Source organism: Enterobacter quasihormaechei (assembly GCF_004331385.1).
GTDB classification, from domain to species: domain Bacteria; phylum Pseudomonadota; class Gammaproteobacteria; order Enterobacterales; family Enterobacteriaceae; genus Enterobacter; species Enterobacter quasihormaechei.
This window is the reverse complement of sequence record NZ_SJON01000002.1, coordinates 252,979-270,398: the sequence shown is the minus strand read 5'-3', so window position 1 is coordinate 270,398 and position 17,420 is coordinate 252,979. Positions and strand designations below refer to the sequence as shown.

The 17,420-nt window shown below is 58.2% G+C and carries 16 protein-coding genes and 1 other RNA gene; 13 read left to right on the top strand and 4 right to left on the bottom strand.

All coding sequences use genetic code 11. The features are described 5' to 3' along the window. The first annotated feature begins 110 nt into the window (after nt 1-110). The 3 genes from mscS (at nt 111) to E0L16_RS03905 (ending at nt 2,562) form a co-directional block, all read left to right on the top strand. Nucleotides 111-965 (top strand): small-conductance mechanosensitive channel MscS, encoded by an 855-nt coding sequence (mscS, locus tag E0L16_RS03915; protein WP_063452005.1) that lies wholly within the window; start codon nt 111-113, stop codon nt 963-965. 145 nt (nt 966-1,110) lie between these two features. Beyond that, nucleotides 1,111-1,746 carry an arginine exporter ArgO gene (gene argO / locus E0L16_RS03910; RefSeq protein WP_063867866.1) on the top strand — a complete coding sequence of 212 codons (636 nt, stop codon included), beginning with the start codon at nt 1,111-1,113 and terminating at the stop codon, nt 1,744-1,746. 93 nt (nt 1,747-1,839) lie between these two features. After that, complete coding sequence (locus E0L16_RS03905) at nt 1,840-2,562, top strand: oxidative stress defense protein (protein WP_131636362.1); 723 nt, start codon at nt 1,840-1,842, stop codon at nt 2,560-2,562. A gap of 43 nt (nt 2,563-2,605) precedes the next feature. Here the strand turns inward: E0L16_RS03905 and argP are convergent, their stop codons facing one another. Then, nucleotides 2,606-3,499 (bottom strand): DNA-binding transcriptional regulator ArgP, encoded by an 894-nt coding sequence (gene argP, locus E0L16_RS03900; RefSeq protein ID WP_003860089.1) that lies wholly within the window; start codon nt 3,497-3,499, stop codon nt 2,606-2,608. Between the two features lie 127 nt (nt 3,500-3,626). Here argP and rpiA point away from each other — a divergent pair, with 127 nt between their 5' ends. Beyond that, nucleotides 3,627-4,286, top strand: a complete 660-nt coding sequence (gene rpiA / locus E0L16_RS03895; RefSeq protein WP_047355196.1) for a ribose-5-phosphate isomerase RpiA — start codon at nt 3,627-3,629, stop codon at nt 4,284-4,286. A gap of 267 nt (nt 4,287-4,553) precedes the next feature. After that, on the top strand, nt 4,554-5,786 hold the full coding sequence (gene serA / locus E0L16_RS03890) for a phosphoglycerate dehydrogenase (protein ID WP_063452002.1): 1,233 nt from the start codon (nt 4,554-4,556) through the stop codon (nt 5,784-5,786). A gap of 260 nt (nt 5,787-6,046) precedes the next feature. Here serA and E0L16_RS03885 read toward each other — a convergent pair whose 3' ends face one another. The 3 genes from E0L16_RS03885 to zapA all read right to left on the bottom strand — a co-directional run bounded on the left by E0L16_RS03885 (nt 6,047) and on the right by zapA (nt 7,222). Next, on the bottom strand, nt 6,047-6,643 hold the full coding sequence (locus E0L16_RS03885) for a 5-formyltetrahydrofolate cyclo-ligase (RefSeq protein ID WP_131636361.1): 597 nt from the start codon (nt 6,641-6,643) through the stop codon (nt 6,047-6,049). 24 nt (nt 6,644-6,667) lie between these two features. Next, a non-coding RNA gene (gene ssrS / locus E0L16_RS03880) (6S RNA) lies at nt 6,668-6,851 on the bottom strand. A gap of 41 nt (nt 6,852-6,892) precedes the next feature. Further along, entirely contained in the window at nt 6,893-7,222 is a 330-nt protein-coding gene (zapA, locus tag E0L16_RS03875; protein ID WP_006811891.1) for a cell division protein ZapA, read from the bottom strand. Between the two features lie 167 nt (nt 7,223-7,389). Here zapA and E0L16_RS03870 point away from each other — a divergent pair, with 167 nt between their 5' ends. The 8 genes from E0L16_RS03870 (at nt 7,390) to E0L16_RS03835 (ending at nt 17,419) form a co-directional block, all read left to right on the top strand. Continuing rightward, a complete protein-coding gene (locus E0L16_RS03870) occupies nt 7,390-7,968 on the top strand; it encodes a YecA/YgfB family protein (RefSeq protein WP_003860099.1) in 579 nt (192 codons plus the stop codon). A gap of 31 nt (nt 7,969-7,999) precedes the next feature. Then, on the top strand, nt 8,000-9,313 hold the full coding sequence (gene pepP, locus E0L16_RS03865; RefSeq protein WP_131636454.1) for a Xaa-Pro aminopeptidase: 1,314 nt from the start codon (nt 8,000-8,002) through the stop codon (nt 9,311-9,313). Further along, a complete protein-coding gene (gene ubiH / locus E0L16_RS03860; RefSeq protein ID WP_107533691.1) occupies nt 9,310-10,488 on the top strand; it encodes a 2-octaprenyl-6-methoxyphenyl hydroxylase in 1,179 nt (392 codons plus the stop codon). Before pepP ends, ubiH begins: the two co-directional genes overlap by 4 nt. Nucleotides 10,489-10,500: 12 nt before the next feature. After that, nucleotides 10,501-11,703 (top strand): FAD-dependent 2-octaprenylphenol hydroxylase, encoded by a 1,203-nt coding sequence (gene ubiI, locus E0L16_RS03855; protein ID WP_131636360.1) that lies wholly within the window; start codon nt 10,501-10,503, stop codon nt 11,701-11,703. Between the two features lie 397 nt (nt 11,704-12,100). After that, entirely contained in the window at nt 12,101-13,195 is a 1,095-nt protein-coding gene (gcvT, locus tag E0L16_RS03850; protein ID WP_063867877.1) for a glycine cleavage system aminomethyltransferase GcvT, read from the top strand. A 23-nt stretch (nt 13,196-13,218) separates the two neighbouring features. Further along, the gene (gcvH, locus tag E0L16_RS03845; RefSeq protein WP_006811885.1) at nt 13,219-13,608 is read left to right on the top strand and encodes a glycine cleavage system protein GcvH; all 390 of its coding nucleotides are present in this window, start codon (nt 13,219-13,221) and stop codon (nt 13,606-13,608) included. A 125-nt stretch (nt 13,609-13,733) separates the two neighbouring features. After that, nucleotides 13,734-16,607 carry an aminomethyl-transferring glycine dehydrogenase gene (gcvP, locus tag E0L16_RS03840; protein ID WP_131636359.1) on the top strand — a complete coding sequence of 958 codons (2,874 nt, stop codon included), beginning with the start codon at nt 13,734-13,736 and terminating at the stop codon, nt 16,605-16,607. Nucleotides 16,608-16,675: 68 nt separating this feature from the next. Continuing rightward, on the top strand, nt 16,676-17,419 hold the full coding sequence (locus E0L16_RS03835) for an SDR family oxidoreductase (RefSeq protein WP_063451995.1): 744 nt from the start codon (nt 16,676-16,678) through the stop codon (nt 17,417-17,419). Nucleotide 17,420: the final 1 nt, after the last annotated feature.

Below are 17,420 nucleotides of genomic sequence, written 5' to 3'. Positions count from 1 at the left end.
GTTTTTGTGATCTGCTTGGCAATACCTGCGCTTTTTGTTTACCCTTTACTGACCTGCCTGTCCCCTCAAGGGATAGATTTTGAGTTTTGGTTTAGCAAAAGGAAGAATAAATGGAACAACTTGATGTTGTAGACAGCATCAATAACGCGGGTAACTGGCTGGTGCGTAACCAGGCGCTACTGCTGAGCTACGCCGTGAATATTGTTGCCGCTATTGCCATTATCATCGTCGGGATGATCGTGGCGCGTATCGTCTCGAACGCTGTCAACCGGGTGATGGTCTCTCGACACATTGACGCCACGGTCGCCGATTTCCTCTCCGCGCTGGTGCGCTACGGCATCATCGCCTTTACGCTGATTGCCGCGCTGGGGCGCGTCGGCGTGCAGACGGCATCCGTCATCGCCGTGCTCGGTGCTGCCGGTCTGGCCATTGGTCTGGCATTGCAGGGTTCGCTTTCAAACCTGGCGGCGGGCGTACTGCTGGTGACCTTCCGTCCGTTCCGTTCCGGTGAATATGTGGATTTAGGCGGCATCGCCGGTACCGTGTTGCAGGTACAGATTTTCTCTACCACCCTGCGTACCGTCGACGGTCGTATTGTTGTGGTACCGAACGGGAAAATCATTGCGGGCAATATCATTAACTTCTCCCGCGAGCCGGTGCGTCGTAACGAGCTGATCATCAGCGTGGCGTACGATTCCGATATCGACCAGGTGAAATCGCTGATCGCTAACATCATTGATTCTGACGACCGCATTCTGAAGGACCGCGAGCAGACCGTTCGTCTGAACGAGCTGGGCGCGTCATCCATTAATTTTGTGGTACGCATCTGGAGCAAAAGCAGCGATCTGCAAAACGTTTACTGGGACGTGCTGGAGCGCATCAAGCGCGATTTCGATGCCAACGGCATCAGCTTCCCGTACCCGCAGATGGACGTCAACGTCAAAAAAGTCAAAGAAGCAGAGTAACTTTACCAGTAGGCCCGGTAAGCGCGAGCGCCACCGGGCTTTTTTGTTATTAGCCTCACTAATCCCCGATTAATATTATCCATTTCCTCTAATGACATTCCCGCAGTATAGTCTGCCTCCAGGACAACTTTGTGAGAATTACGTCATGTTATCTTATTATTTTCAGGGGCTTGCGTTAGGCGCAGCCATGATCCTCCCCCTCGGCCCGCAAAATGCGTTCGTGATGAACCAGGGCATTCGCCGCCAGTACCACCTGATGATTGCTCTGCTGTGTGCGGTGAGCGATCTGCTGCTGATTTGCGCCGGAATTTTTGGCGGCAGCGCGCTGCTGATGCAGTCGCCGTGGCTGCTGGCGCTGGTTACCTGGGGCGGCGTGGCGTTTCTGCTCTGGTACGGATTCGGTGCCCTGAGAACGGCCATGAGCAGTAATCTTGAGCTGGCGAGCGCCGAAGTGATGAAGCAGGGGCGCTGGAAGATTATCGTCACCATGCTCGCCGTGACCTGGCTTAACCCGCACGTTTACCTTGATACGTTCGTGGTACTCGGCAGCCTGGGTGGACAGCTGGACGTTGAGCCGAAGCGCTGGTTTGCGCTCGGTACGGTCAGCGCCTCCTTCCTCTGGTTCTTCGGTCTTGCGATCCTGGCGGCGTGGCTGGCGCCACGACTGCGTACCGCCAAAGCGCAGCGCATTATCAATACGCTGGTGGGGCTGGTGATGTGGTTTATTGCCTTCCAGCTGGCGAAAGAGGGCATTCATCACGTACAGGGATTGTTCAACTAAGCGTTTGTCTTATGGACATCTGAGCAGGAGCCGCTAAGCTTGCTGGCATGAGCCCTGTTGATGGGGCACTCTTCGCAACATGGAGGAATGACAGTGAAGTTTAAGGTGATGGCCCTGGCGGCATTAGTAAGTTTAGGTTCGGTGTCGGTGCAGGCGAATGAACTGCCAAACGGCCCGCACATTGTCACTTCAGGCACCGCAAGCGTGGATGCGGTTCCGGATGTTGCAACCCTGGCAATTGAAGTGAACGTCGCGGCGAAAGATGCGGCTTCCGCCAAGAAACAGGCAGACGATCGTGTTGCGCAATACCTCTCTTTCCTGGAACAGAACAGTATCGCGAAAAAAGATATCAGCTCTGCGAACCTGCGTACTCAACCGGATTACGACTACCAGAACGGTAAAAGCATCCTGAAAGGCTATCGCGCCGTGCGTACTGTTGAAGTGACGTTGCGCCAGCTCGATAAGCTCAACTCGCTGCTGGATGGTGCGCTGAAAGCAGGCCTGAACGAAATCCGTTCCGTCTCGCTGGGCGTTGCACAACCGGAGAAATATAAAGACGAAGCGCGTAAAGCGGCAATTAATGATGCCATTCATCAGGCGGAACAGCTGGCATCCGGCTTCAAGAGCAAACTCGGCCCGGTTTACAGCGTGCGTTATCACGTCTCTAACTACCAGCCAAGCCCGATGGTGCGGATGATGAAGGCAGACGCCGCGCCGGTTTCTGCTCAGGAAACCTACGAGCAGCCAACCATTCAGTTCGACGATCAGGTTGATGTGGTGTTCCAGCTTGAGCCAACTGAAAAGCCAGCTCAGTAATCCGTAGGCCGGGTAAGGCGTAGCCGCCACCCGGCTTTTCTTTTTAATCCTGTCTCAACACCTTATGCCCAAACGCCAGCAGCGCATCCGTGACGTTGCGCATCATGCGGCTTTCCGGCGCAAAACGGTGCCAGTACAGCATCCGGCGCTGATACAGCCCCGGCGTTAAATCAATCAGCTCACCGCTTTTTAACTCTTTCTCAATCTGCAAATGCGGGATCATGCAGCAGGTGGTGCCCTGACGCGCGAGCTGTACGAAGGCTTCGGAGGAATTAACGATATGACACGGCACGCTGCCCGGCGGCAGGTCGAAGTTTTGTTGCAGGAAGGCCTGATGCATATCGTCCAGATGGTCGAACGCGACGGCAGGGGCTTTCAGCAGCGCGGCGCGGGTCACGCCGTTCGGGAAGTAGCGCTCGGCAAAAGCTTTTGAACCGACAAACAGGTAATCCAGTGCGCCCAGCTGATCGACAAGACAGCTTGGCAGGGCCTGAGGCTGAATACTGACCGCCCCAACCACTTCGCCACGGCGCAGGCGCTCCTGAGTGCGGGTCTCGTCTTCAACCTGAAGGTTCAGGCGGATTGGGGAGTCGGCCAGCACCGGCGCAAGGGCCGGCAGCAGCCACGTTGCCAGACTGTCGGCGTTCACCGCCAGCGACAGTAGCAGCGGCGTAGAGCCGGTCTGTTCATCGCCCAGCCACTCATCTTCCAGCAGTTCAACCTGGCGCAGCAGGGCGAGAAGCTTTTGCCCTTGCTCCGTGGGGCGCGGCGGCACGGTACGCACCAGCAGCGGCTGCCCGAACATGTTTTCAAGCTGTTTGATACGTTGTGATACGGCGGACTGGGTGATGCACAGCTTTTGCGCCGCGCGCTCAAAACCGCGTTCACGAATAACTGCATCAAGTGCCTGTAGTGTTCTGTAGTCCGGACGTTTCATTGCTCTGGCTGACTCCTTAATTTTGCTTAATCTGCACTATGACACAATTTTCCCTTCGTGGCAGACGAAATCCATTCGACGTGTTCTATAATGCGCCCTGAGTTTTCATACCACAGGCAAAACGATCATGACGCAGGATGAACTGAAAAAAGCAGTAGGATGGGCCGCTCTCCAGTACGTACAGCCGGGTACCATTGTCGGGGTGGGTACGGGGTCGACGGCGGCACACTTTATCGATGCACTGGGCACGATGAAGGGGCAGATCGAGGGCGCAGTTTCCAGCTCCGATGCGTCCACGGAAAAGCTGAAGAGCCTTGGCATCACCGTTTTCGACCTCAACGAAGTGGACCGCCTGGGCATTTACGTTGATGGCGCGGATGAAATCAACGGCCACATGCAGATGATCAAAGGCGGCGGCGCGGCGCTGACCCGTGAAAAGATCATCGCGTCAGTAGCGGACAAGTTCATCTGCATCGCGGACGCCTCCAAGCAGGTCGATATTCTGGGGAATTTCCCGCTGCCGGTTGAAGTGATCCCGATGGCGCGCAGCGCCGTAGCGCGTCAGCTGGTGAAGCTGGGTGGTCGTCCGGAATACCGTCAGGGTGTGGTGACCGATAACGGCAACGTCATCCTCGACGTTCACGGTCTCGAAATCCTCGATGCCGTTGCGCTGGAAAATGCGATTAACGGCATTCCGGGCGTCGTGACCGTAGGGTTGTTTGCCAACCGCGGCGCGGACGTGGCGCTGATCGGCACGGCTGACGGCGTGAAAACCATCGTAAAATGATCTGACGGGGGGAGCGCTCCCCCCGCTAAAAAAATTTTGAAGCGCTAAATTCGGTGACTTGTGTCACGTTTTTCCACCTCATTTGCCGATCCTTCCACGTTCACAATTATCCGCAGCATTTTCCTCTGTCATTTTGCCCTGTATGACTTTTCTTCAGAGTGCCGACGCAAACGTTCATATTGCTGCAATAGTTTTTTTTGATATGTTGGCTGCACGGGATTTCAATCCAGCACAACATCAGTTCAGATAAAAAACAGGGTCGGGTAAATGGCAAAGGTATCACTGGAGAAAGACAAGATTAAATTCCTGCTGGTCGAGGGCGTGCACCAGAAAGCGCTTGATAGCCTTCGTGCGGCAGGTTACACCAACATCGAATTTCACAAAGGCGCGCTGGACTCCGAAGAGCTGAAAGCGTCCATCCGTGATGCCCATTTTATTGGCCTGCGATCCCGTACCCAACTGACTGAAGACGTTATTGCTGCGGCGGAAAAGCTGGTGGCGATCGGCTGTTTCTGCATCGGCACCAACCAGGTTGATCTAAACGCCGCCGCTAAGCGCGGTATTCCGGTCTTTAACGCGCCGTTCTCGAACACCCGTTCCGTAGCGGAGCTGGTGATCGGCGAACTGCTGCTGCTCCTTCGCGGCATTCCGGAAGCCAACGCCAAAGCGCACCGCGGGGTGTGGAACAAGCTGGCCGCGGGCTCCTTCGAAGCGCGTGGTAAAAAGCTGGGGATTATCGGTTACGGTCATATCGGTACGCAGCTCGGTATTCTGGCGGAATCCCTCGGTATGCACGTATTTTTCTACGATATCGAAAGCAAACTGCCGCTGGGTAACGCGACGCAGGTGCAGCATCTGTCTGACCTGCTGAACATGAGCGACGTGGTCAGCCTGCACGTGCCGGAAAACGCCTCCACTAAAAACATGATGGGCGCGGAGGAGCTGGCGCTGATGAAGCCGGGCTCGCTGCTGATCAACGCCGCGCGCGGTACGGTAGTTGACATTCCTGCGCTGTGCGACGCGCTGAAGCGTAAGCATCTGGCGGGGGCGGCTATCGACGTATTCCCGACGGAGCCGGCCACCAACAGCGATCCGTTTACCTCTCCGCTGTGCGAGTTCGACAACGTGATCCTGACGCCGCACATCGGCGGCTCGACCCAGGAAGCGCAGGAGAACATCGGCCTCGAAGTGGCAGGTAAGCTGAGCAAATATTCTGACAACGGTTCAACGCTCTCTGCGGTGAACTTCCCGGAAGTGTCTCTGCCGCTGCACGGTGGTCGCCGTCTGCTGCACATCCACGAGAACCGTCCGGGCGTGCTGACTGCCATCAACCAGATCTTTGCCGAGCAGGGCGTTAACATCGCCGCGCAGTACCTGCAAACTAATTCGCAGATGGGCTACGTGGTGATTGATATTGAAGCGGATGAAGACATCGCCGAGAAAGCGTTGCAGAGCATGAAGACCATTCCGGGGACGATTCGCGCGCGTCTGTTGTACTGATGGTGCGGTCTGTGGTGTCGGGTGGCGGCTACGCCTTACCCGACCTACGACGGTTGTGCGGTTTGTGGTGTCGGGTGGCGGCTACGCCTTACCCGACCTACGATGGTTGTGCGGTCTGTGGGGTCGGGTGGCGCTTACGCTTACCCGACCTACGATGGTCGTGCGGTTTGTGGTGTCGGGTGGCGCTTACGCTTACCCGACCTACAAATTCCGAGGTTTTATGTAGGCCGGGTAAGGCGCAGCCGCCACCCGGCTTTATGCTACCAAAGCCACGTTTTGCTGGGCGTCACTACCGCCGGCAGCGGAATATCCCACTTCTCTACAGGCAACGCTTCTACAGCCTGGCAATCATGCGCATACCCTACCGGCTGCAATCCGTAGCGCTGCCAGTTTTGCAGCGTTCTGTCATAGAATCCCCCGCCCATGCCTAATCGCTGGCCCTGTTCATCAAATGCCACCAGCGGCGTAATCAGCACGTCCAGCTCAGAAAGCGGCAGCACGTCGCGCACGTCGAGTTTGGGTTCGGTGATTTTCAGACGATTCACCACCAGCTCGCTGTGCGGATGGTAGTGCAGAAACAGCAGATTGCCCCGGCTGAACGGATGCAGTACCGGCAGGTACACTTTTTTCCCGGTGCGCCAGAGCTGGTCGATAAGCGGCTGGGTGTCCAGCTCGCCGTCAAACGAGAGAAACAGCGCGACGGTGTTTGCCATCACTACGGGCGGATAGGCCATCATGCGGGCGGCGGCCTGCTGGGCAAAGTGTGCCTGTTGTTCGGCGCTTAAGGCGCGACGACGCTGGCGAATGAGCTGACGGATGTCCTGGCGTGAGGCAGAAACTTCAGGGAATTGAGTCATGGTAGTCGGTAGAAGAAGAGAGAGGGAATCTCCGAGATGCCGCCGCAGGCTGTAACCCTTGAACCCTTGGTTCAAGGTGAATGTGTCGTCATAGTTTTAAGGCTTCTCGGACGAACCGAGCATGCTCACCAACCATGGAGCGCCACATTCTTGTGGTATGAAATATCGGCTCAGGGGACTGGCCCGCTTGCAAACATCTCAGAGAAATTTTGTCTTCACAGTTACTCTACCATAGTCAACTGCGAAGTGTTATTCAAACTTTGGTCCCGGTCTTTCGGGATTGCGACCTTGATCAAGCAACGCCTGTTCTATGGTCTGCTGGAGCATTTTAATGCGCTGCTCCATGCTGGCCGCGTAATCGCGGGTCTTCGCTTTTTCCTGAGTCAGTTCATAGCTGATGTTCAACGCGGCGATGAAAACCAGCTGCTCAGTATTTGTGACTCTAGTGCGTTCTTTTAGATCTTGCAACCGCTGATTCAAATCGTCCGCAGCCTGATTCAGGGCATCCCTTTGTTCAGGTGGACAATTCACTCGCAGTGAACGGCCAAAAATCTGGAGATCGACGGGTTGTGCAGACATGCCACCTTCCTGCTGATTGACTGCGCTGCCTTCGCTTACTGCCCCGGGGGCTGCGAAGGGGCGACACTATAGCTACCCTGATGTGAAGATACAAGCCCTTTTCTGGTATCACCAGGGTCCAAAGTGGTAGCATATCATGAATATCCTCCCTTTGATGATGAATGCGTATGTCTATACAGAACGAAATGCCTGGTTACAAGGATTTAAACCAGTTACTGAACCAGCAGGGAGTCGGTTTAACCCCTGCCGAAATGCACGGTCTGATCAGCGGCATACTGTGCGGCGGAAACAGCGACAGCTCCTGGCAGCCGCTGATCCACGACCTCACCAACGAAGGGCTGGCGTTTGGTCACGAGCTGGCGGAAGCGCTGCGCAAAATGCATGCGGCAACCAGCGATTCCCTGGAAGACGATGGCTTTCTTTTTCAGCTTTATCTGCCTGAAGGCGATGATGTCAGCGTCTTCGATCGCGCCGATGCGCTCGCGGGTTGGGTAAATCACTATCTGCTCGGCCTCGGCGTCACCCAGCCTAAACTGGATAAAGTGACCGGCGAAGCGGGTGAAGCGATCGACGATCTGCGCAACATTGCGCAGCTTGGCTACGACGAAGACGAAGATCAGGAAGAGCTGGAGATGTCTCTCGAAGAGATTATCGAATACGTTCGCGTGGCGTCTCTGCTGTGCCACGACAACTTCACGCGCTCGCAGCCGACCGCGCCGGAAGTTCGTAAGCCGACCTTACATTAAGAAAAATAACGCACAGGAGGGTGTCATGGTTATCTCGAATCAAGAGTATTCTCGCCGTCGTCAGGCGCTGCTGGCAAAAATGCAGCCGGGTAGCGCCGCCCTGATTTTTGCCGCGCCGGAAGTGACGCGCAGCGCCGACAGCGAATACCCCTATCGACAGAGCAGCGATTTCTGGTACTTCACCGGCTTCAACGAGCCGGAAGCGGTGCTGGTGCTGATTAAAAGCGATGACACCCACAACCACAGCGTGATCTTCAACCGCGTGCGCGATTTAACTGCGGAAATCTGGTTTGGCCGCCGCCTGGGGCAAGAGGCAGCGCCGGAAAAGTTGGGCGTAGACCGCGCGCTGGCCTTCAGCGAAATCAACCAGCAGCTTTACCAGCTGCTTAACGGTCTCGACGTGCTCTACCACGCACAGGGCGAATACGCCTATGCGGATGAGATTGTGTTTACCGCGCTGGACAAGCTGCGCAAAGGCTCCAGGCAGAACCTTTCCGCGCCCGCCACGCTAACGGACTGGCGTCCGGTGGTGCACGAGATGCGTCTGTTCAAGTCAGAAGAAGAACTCAACGTGATGCGCCGCGCGGGCGAAATTAGCGCCCTGGCGCATACTCGCGCCATGGAAAAGTGCCGTCCCGGTATGTTCGAGTACCAGCTGGAAGGCGAAATTCACCATGAATTTAACCGCCACGGCGCGCGCTTCCCGTCCTACAACACCATCGTTGGCGGCGGGGAAAACGGCTGCATTCTGCACTACACCGAAAACGAAAGTGAGCTGCGCGACGGCGATCTGGTGCTGATTGACGCCGGCTGTGAATATCAGGGGTACGCGGGCGACATCACGCGCACCTTCCCGGTGAACGGCAAATTCACGCCCGCGCAGCGTGAAATCTATGACATCGTGCTGGAGTCGCTTGAAACCGCGCTGACGCTGTTCCGTCCGGGCACCTCTATCCAGGACGTGACGGGCGAGGTGGTGCGCATCATGATCAGCGGTCTGGTTAAGCTTGGTATCCTGAAAGGCGAAGTGGACACGCTTATCGCTGAAAACGCCCATCGCCCGTACTTTATGCACGGCCTGAGCCACTGGCTGGGGCTCGACGTACACGACGTAGGCGCATACGGTACGGATCGTTCGCGCGTGCTGGAGCCTGGCATGGTGCTGACCGTTGAGCCGGGGCTGTACATCGCGCCGGATGCGGACGTGCCGGACCAGTACCGCGGGATCGGCATTCGTATTGAAGACGACATCGTCATCACCGAAACCGGCAACGAAAACCTGACCGCGACCGTGGTGAAAAACGCCGACGATATCGAGGCGCTGATGGCGGCGGCACGCGTATGAGCGTGATCATCGTTGGCGGAGGCATGACCGGCGCTACCCTGGCGCTGGCCATTTCGCAGTTAACCAAAGGTCAGCTTCCGGTGCATCTTGTTGAGGCGGTTGCGCCGCAGGCGGCCGATCATCCCGGTTTCGACGCCCGCGCCATCGCACTGGCCCAGGGAACCTGCCAGCAGCTTGCGCGCATTGGCATCTGGCAGGCGATAGCGGACTGCGCGACGGCCATCGGCACCGTTCACGTCAGCGATCGCGGCCACGCCGGGTTTGTGACGCTGGATGCCCACGATTACCGAATTGAGGCGCTGGGGCAGGTCGTTGAACTGCATGACGTGGGGCTGCGGCTGTTCCGTCTGTTACAGGATGCCCCTGGCGTCACGCTGCACTGTCCGGCGCGCGTCGCCAGCTTTAGCCGCAGCGACGAGGCCGTCAGCGTGACGCTGGACAATGGCACCACGCTGGAGGGGCAACTGCTGGTGGCGGCGGATGGTTCACGCTCGTCGATCGCCACGCAGTGCGGCGTAGAGTCGCGCGCTCAACCCTATGGTCAGGTGGCGGTTATCGCTAACGTTTCCACGGCAGGCGCGCATAACGGCAGGGCCTTTGAGCGTTTCACCGAGCACGGCCCCCTGGCCATGCTGCCGATGTCGAACGGGCGCTGCTCGCTGGTGTGGTGCCATGCGCAGGATCGCGCCGACGAGGTGCTCTCCTGGTCCGATGAACGTTTTTGTTCCGAGCTGCAAAAGGCTTTCGGCTGGCGGCTTGGACGTATCACCCACGCCGGTAAGCGCGTGGCCTATCCGCTCTCGCTGACGACCGCATCGCAGACGGTTTCCCACCGCGTCGCGCTGGTCGGCAACGCCGCGCAGACGCTGCACCCCATCGCCGGGCAAGGCTTCAACCTTGGCCTGCGCGACGTGATGAGTCTGGCCGAGCTCCTGGCCCGGACGTGGAGCGAACAACAGGATTGTGGCGCATACTCAGTGCTGAGCCATTATCAGAAACGACGTCAGGCGGACAAGGCGGCGACCATTGGCGTTACCGACGGTTTAGTCCACCTGTTTGCCAATCGCTGGGCGCCGCTGGTTGCGGGTCGCAACCTCGGGCTGATGGCGATGGAACTGTTCATTCCGGCACGTGACGTGCTGGCGCAGCGGACCCTGGGTTGGGTCGCGCGTTAAGGAGTAATCACCGTGCAAAATGTTGATGTCGCCATTGTCGGCGGCGGAATGGTAGGACTGGCGCTGGCCTGTGGTTTACAGGGCAGCGGCCTGCGCGTGGCCGTGCTTGAGCAAAACGCGCCGCAGCCCGTGGCGCAGGATGCCCCGCCGGAGCTGCGCGTCTCAGCTATCAACGCAGCCAGCGAAAAATTACTGACGCACCTCGGCGTCTGGTCAGAGATCGTGGCGCAGCGCGCAAGCTGCTACCACGGAATGGAGGTGTGGGATAAAGACAGCTTTGGCCACATCGCCTTTGACGATGAAAGCATGGGCTACAGCCATCTTGGACACATCGTTGAAAACGCGGTGATCCATTACGCGCTGTGGCAGAAAGCACAGCAGTGCAGCGACGTCACCCTCATCGCGCCGGCGAAACTTCAGCAGGTGGCGTGGGGCGAGAACGACGCGTTTATCACCCTTGAAAGCGGCGACATGCTGACCGCGCGTCTGGTGGTGGGTGCCGACGGCGCGAATTCCTGGCTGCGTAACAAAGCGGATATTCCGCTGACCTTCTGGGATTACCGTCATCACGCCCTGGTTGCCACAATCCGCACCGAAGAGCCGCACGGCGGCGTCGCACGCCAGATTTTCCACAACGACGGCATTCTGGCCTTCCTGCCGCTTGCCGATCCGCATCTGTGCTCCATCGTCTGGTCCTTAGAGCCGGAGAAAGCGCAGCAGATGCAGGAGGCGACGCAGGACGCCTTCAGTCAGGCACTGTGCGTGGCGTTTGATAACCGTCTGGGCCTGTGCGAGCTTGAAAGCGAGCGCCGTGCGTTTCCGTTAACGGGCCGCTACGCGCGGCAGTTCGCGGCGCACCGTCTGGCGCTGGTGGGGGATGCGGCGCATACCATTCATCCGCTGGCCGGGCAGGGGGTTAACCTCGGCTTTATGGACGCGGCTGAGCTGGTTGAAGAGCTGCGTCGTCTGCATCGTGAAGGCAAAGACATTGGTCAGCATCTGTATTTGCGTCGCTACGAGCGCAGCCGCAAACACAGCGCGGCGATGATGCTGGCGGGCATGCAGGGCTTCCGCGAGCTGTTTGCCGGGGCGAACCCGGCGAAAAAACTGCTGCGCGATATCGGTCTGAAGCTTGCCGATACCCTTCCCGGCGTGAAGCCTCAGCTTCTCCGTCAGGCAATGGGCCTCAACGATCTACCCGACTGGTTACGTTAATCTCGATCCCCGTCACACTTTATTTTCCCGGCCTCTGCGCCGGGGAAAATTCCTCGTTTGAAATAATCTAATTTCACGCCATTTTTCGCATTAGAAAATCTAATCTTACAATTTTTATGTTACGGAAATTCGGCCCGTTTTTCCGCACGAAATATCATCATCCGCTAAATCCTGTTAGATCATTGTTAATATTATGCGGGTTTAATCGCATTTTCCCAGTCAAATACTCTGTACGCTTTCCTGCGTTTTTTAGCCATAAGCTAATGTGATGACCCGCTTTACCTTATGGTTAACCGCCGGTTTCGGTGGTAAGTTCAGGTAAAAGAGAACGTTTGCGTCGGCTACCGATTGCGAGGCCGACACCGGGTTTCACGGTGAATTTTTCAACGAGGAAAAGATGGCTCAACAGACTCCTTTGTACGAACAGCACGTGTTATGCGGCGCCCGCATGGTGGACTTCCACGGCTGGATGATGCCGCTGCACTACGGCTCGCAAATTGATGAGCACCACGCGGTGCGCACCGATGCCGGTATGTTCGACGTGTCACACATGACGATTGTCGACCTGCGCGGAAGCCGCACCCGGGAGTTTTTGCGTTATCTGCTGGCAAACGACGTCGCCAAACTGAAGACGCCGGGCAAAGCGCTTTATACCGGCATGCTCAATGCCTCGGGCGGCGTGATTGACGACCTCATCGTCTACTACTTCACCGAAGATTTCTTCCGCCTCGTTGTAAACTCCGCCACTCGCGAAAAAGACCTCTCCTGGATTTCCCAACACGCTGAACCTTACGCCATCGATATCACCGTTCGTGACGACCTGTCGCTGATCGCCGTGCAGGGACCCAATGCCCAGGCGAAAGCCGCGTCTCTGTTCAGCGACGAGCAACGCAACGCCACCGAAGGGATGAAACCGTTCTTCGGCGTGCAGGCGGGGGATCTGTTTATCGCCACCACCGGCTACACCGGTGAAGCGGGCTATGAAATTGCCATGCCGAACGAGAAAGCCGCCGATTTCTGGCGTGCCCTGGTTGAGGCGGGCGTGAAGCCTGCGGGTCTGGGCGCGCGCGATACGCTGCGTCTGGAAGCGGGCATGAACCTCTACGGCCAGGAGATGGATGAAGGCGTCTCTCCGCTGGCGGCCAACATGGGCTGGACCATCGCGTGGGAACCGGCCGACCGTGAATTTATTGGTCGTGAAGCGCTGGAGATGCAGCGCGAGAAGGGCACCGAACAGCTGGTTGGCCTGGTGATGAAGGAAAAAGGTGTGCTGCGCGGCGAGCTGCCGGTGCGCTTCACCGATGCTGACGGCAATCATCGCGAAGGCGTGATCACCAGCGGAACCTTCTCCCCGACGCTCGGCTACAGTATTGCCCTGGCGCGCGTGCCGGCGGGCATTGGCGAAACGGCGGTGGTGCAGATCCGCAACCGCGAAATGCCGGTCAACGTGACCAAACCGATTTTTGTTCGCGCCGGTAAGCCGGTCGCCTAATTATTTTTATCAGGAGAACTTCAATGAGCAATGTGCCAGCAGAACTGAAATACAGCAAAGAACACGAGTGGCTGCGCAAAGAGGCGGACGGCACTTACACCGTTGGGATCACCGAGCACGCGCAGGAGCTGCTGGGCGACATGGTGTTTGTTGACCTGCCGGAAGTGGGCGCAACCGTGAGCGCAGGCGACGACTGTGCGGTGGCGGAATCCGTCAAAGCGGCTTCTGACATCTACGCGCCTGTGAGCGGTGAAATTGTTGCCGTGAACGACGCGCTGAGCGACTCCCCGGAGCTGGTCAACAGCGAGCCGTATGAAGGCGGCTGGATCTTCAAGATCAAAGCCAGCGACGAAGCGCAGGTTGCCGCGCTGCTGGATGCGACCGCGTACGAAGCATTACTGGAAGACGAATAACGTTGTGCCGGATGGCGCTGCGCATCCGGCCTACCGATCTGCGTAGGCCCGGCAAGCGTTAGCGCCACCGGGCAACAGCGTTACAGATAACTACGATTCACTGCACGTTTCAGGAACCATCGCTCATGACACAGACTTTAAGCCAGCTTGAAAACCGTGGCGCCTTCATTGAACGTCACATTGGGCCGGATGCTCAGCAACAGCAGGAGATGCTGAAGACAGTTGGCGCGGATTCATTAAACGCACTGATCGGCCAGATCGTGCCAAAAGACATCCAGCTTGCCACGCCGCCGCAGGTTGGCGAGTCCATAACGGAGTTCGCCGCGCTGGCGGAGCTGAAGGCTATCGCCGGCCTCAACAAGCGCTATAAGTCTTACATCGGCATGGGCTACACCAACGTGCAGTTACCGCCGGTTATCCTGCGCAACATGCTGGAAAACCCGGGCTGGTACACCGCTTATACCCCCTATCAGCCAGAAGTCTCTCAGGGCCGTCTGGAAGCGCTGCTGAACTTCCAGCAGGTGACCCTGGATCTGACCGGCATGGATATCGCTTCCGCCTCTCTGCTGGATGAAGCCACCGCCGCCGCCGAAGCGATGGCGATGGCGAAGCGCGTGAGCAAGCTGAAAAACGCCAACCGCTTCTTCGTAGCGGCAGACGTGCATCCCCAGACGCTGGACGTGGTGCGCACCCGTGCGGAAACCTTCGGCTTTGAGGTGATTGTCGACGACGCTGACAAAGTGCTGGATCACCAGGACGTCTTCGGCGTGCTGTTACAGCAGGTGGGCACCACCGGAGAAGTGCATGATTACAGCGCGCTGATCGCTGAACTCAAATCCCGTAAGGTGATTGTGAGCGTCGCCGCTGATTTTATGGCGCTGGTGCTGCTGACCGCACCGGGCAAACAGGGCGCGGACATTGTCTTTGGCTCAGCGCAACGCTTCGGCGTGCCGATGGGCTACGGCGGCCCGCACGCTGCATTCTTTGGCGCAAAAGATGAATTTAAACGCTCCATGCCGGGCCGTATTATTGGCGTATCGAAAGATGCCGCCGGTAACACCGCGCTGCGCATGGCGATGCAGACCCGCGAGCAGCATATCCGCCGCGAGAAAGCGAACTCCAACATCTGTACCTCTCAGGTGCTGCTGGCAAACATTGCCAGCCTGTACGCGGTGTTCCATGGTCCGGCTGGGCTGAAACGTATTGCCAGCCGCATCCACCGTCTGGCCGACATTCTGGCCTGCGGACTGCAACAAAAAGGCCTCAGGCTGCGTCATGAGCACTATTTCGACACCCTGTGCGTCGACGTGGCAGACAAGGCCGCCGTGCTGGCGCGCGCCGAGGCCGCGCAAATCAACCTGCGCAGCGACATTCATCACGCGGTAGGGATCACCTTGGATGAATCGACGACGCGTGACGATATCGCAACGCTGTTTGACGTGCTGCTGGGCGACGCACACGGTCTGGACATTGATACGCTCGACAAAGAGGTCGCGCTCGACAGCCGCTCCATTCAGGAAAGCATGCTGCGCAATGACGCGATCCTGACTCACCCGGTGTTCAACCGCTACCACAGCGAAACCGAGATGATGCGCTACATGCACTCTCTGGAGCGCAAGGATCTGGCGCTGAACCAGGCGATGATCCCGCTGGGCTCCTGCACCATGAAGCTGAACGCTGCGGCAGAGATGATCCCGATTACCTGGCCTGAGTTCTCCGAGCTGCACCCGTTCTGCCCGGCCGAGCAGGCGGAAGGTTATCACATGATGATCAACCAGCTTTCCGACTGGCTGGTGAAGCTGACCGGGTACGACGCGCTCTGCATGCAGCCGAACTCCGGCGCGCAGGGTGAATACGCCGGTCTGCTGGCGATCCGTCACTATCACGAAAGCCGCAATGAAGGCCACCGTGATATCTGCCTGATCCCAAGCTCCGCCCACGGCACCAACCCGGCCTCTGCCCAGATGGCGGGGATGGAAGTGGTGGTCGTGGCGTGTGACAAAAACGGCAACATCGATTTGGCCGACCTGCGCGCGAAAGCCGGGCAGGCGGGCGACAAACTTTCGTGCATCATGGTGACCTACCCGTCTACCCACGGCGTGTACGAAGAGACCATCCGTGAAGTGTGTGAAGTGGTGCATCAGTTCGGCGGTCAGGTTTACCTCGACGGCGCGAACATGAACGCCCAGGTGGGCATCACCTCTCCGGGCTTCATTGGCGCGGACGTGTCGCACCTGAACCTGCACAAAACGTTCTGCATTCCACACGGCGGCGGCGGCCCAGGCATGGGGCCAATTGGCGTCAAAGCGCACCTGGCGCCGTTTGTGCCGGGGCACAGCGTGGTGCAGATTGAAGGCATGCTGACCCGTCAGGGCGCGGTCTCTGCGGCCCCGTTCGGCAGCGCCTCTATCCTGCCTATCAGCTGGATGTACATCCGCATGATGGGCGCGGAAGGCCTGAAGCAGGCCAGCCAGGTGGCGATCCTGAACGCCAACTACATCGCAACGCGCCTGAAGGACGCCTATCCGGTGCTCTACACTGGCCGCGACGGTCGCGTGGCGCATGAGTGCATCCTCGATATTCGTCCTCTGAAGGACGAGACGGGCATCAGCGAGCTGGATATTGCCAAGCGCCTGATCGACTACGGTTTCCACGCACCAACCATGTCCTTCCCGGTGGCGGGTACGCTGATGGTTGAGCCGACCGAGTCTGAAAGCAAGGTGGAGCTGGACCGCTTTATCGACGCGATGCTGGCCATTCGTAGCGAAATCGACCGCGTGAAGGGCGGAGAGTGGACGCTGGAAGATAACCCGCTGGTTAACGCGCCGCATACCCAGAACGAACTGGTGGCAGAGTGGAATCACGGTTACACCCGCGAGCTGGCCGTCTTCCCGGCGGGCGTGGCAAACAAATACTGGCCGACCGTGAAGCGTCTTGATGACGTCTACGGCGACCGTAACCTGTTCTGCTCCTGCGTACCGATGAGCGAATACCAGTAATTATTTGCCATACTGTAGGCCGGGTAAGCGTAAGCGCCACCCGGCTTTTTTTTATCTGGAGGTTGTGAATGGCAATTGCACTGGTCACCGGCGCCAGCCGCGGCATTGGTAAAGCCACCGCGCTACAGCTGGCAAGCGAAGGCTACACCGTAGCGGTGAATTTTCATCACAACATCACCGCTGCGACGGACGTTATTAATCAGATCGTGGACGCGGGCGGTCAGGCCTTTGCCGTGCGCGCGGATATCAGCGACGAAGCGCAGGTGATGGCGATGTTCGACAGCATCGATCGCGAAGGTGAGCCGCTCGCCGCGCTGGTGAACAACGCCGGAATTCTGTTTGAACAATCCACCCTCGAAAACCTCTCCGCTGAGCGTATTAACCGCGTGCTGGCCACCAACGTCACCGGCTATTTTCTCTGCTGCCGTGAGGCGGTAAAGCGCATGTCGCATAAACACGGCGGCAAGGGCGGCGCGATTGTGAACGTCTCTTCGGCGGCGTCACGCCTGGGCGCGCCCGGGGAATATGTGGATTATGCCGCCTCCAAAGGGGCAGTGGATTCCCTGACGACCGGCCTCGCGCTGGAGGTAGCGGCGCAGGGCATTCGCGTGAACTGCGTGCGGCCTGGCCTGATTTATACCGATATTCACGCCTCCGGCGGCGAGCCGGGGCGTGTGGATCGGGTGAAGTCTCTGTTACCCATGCAGCGTGGCGGACAGCCGGAGGAGGTGGCCCAGGCCATTGCCTGGCTGCTGAGCGACAAGGCCTCCTATGTCACCGGCAGCTTCCTGGAGCTGGCCGGCGGGAAGTAAC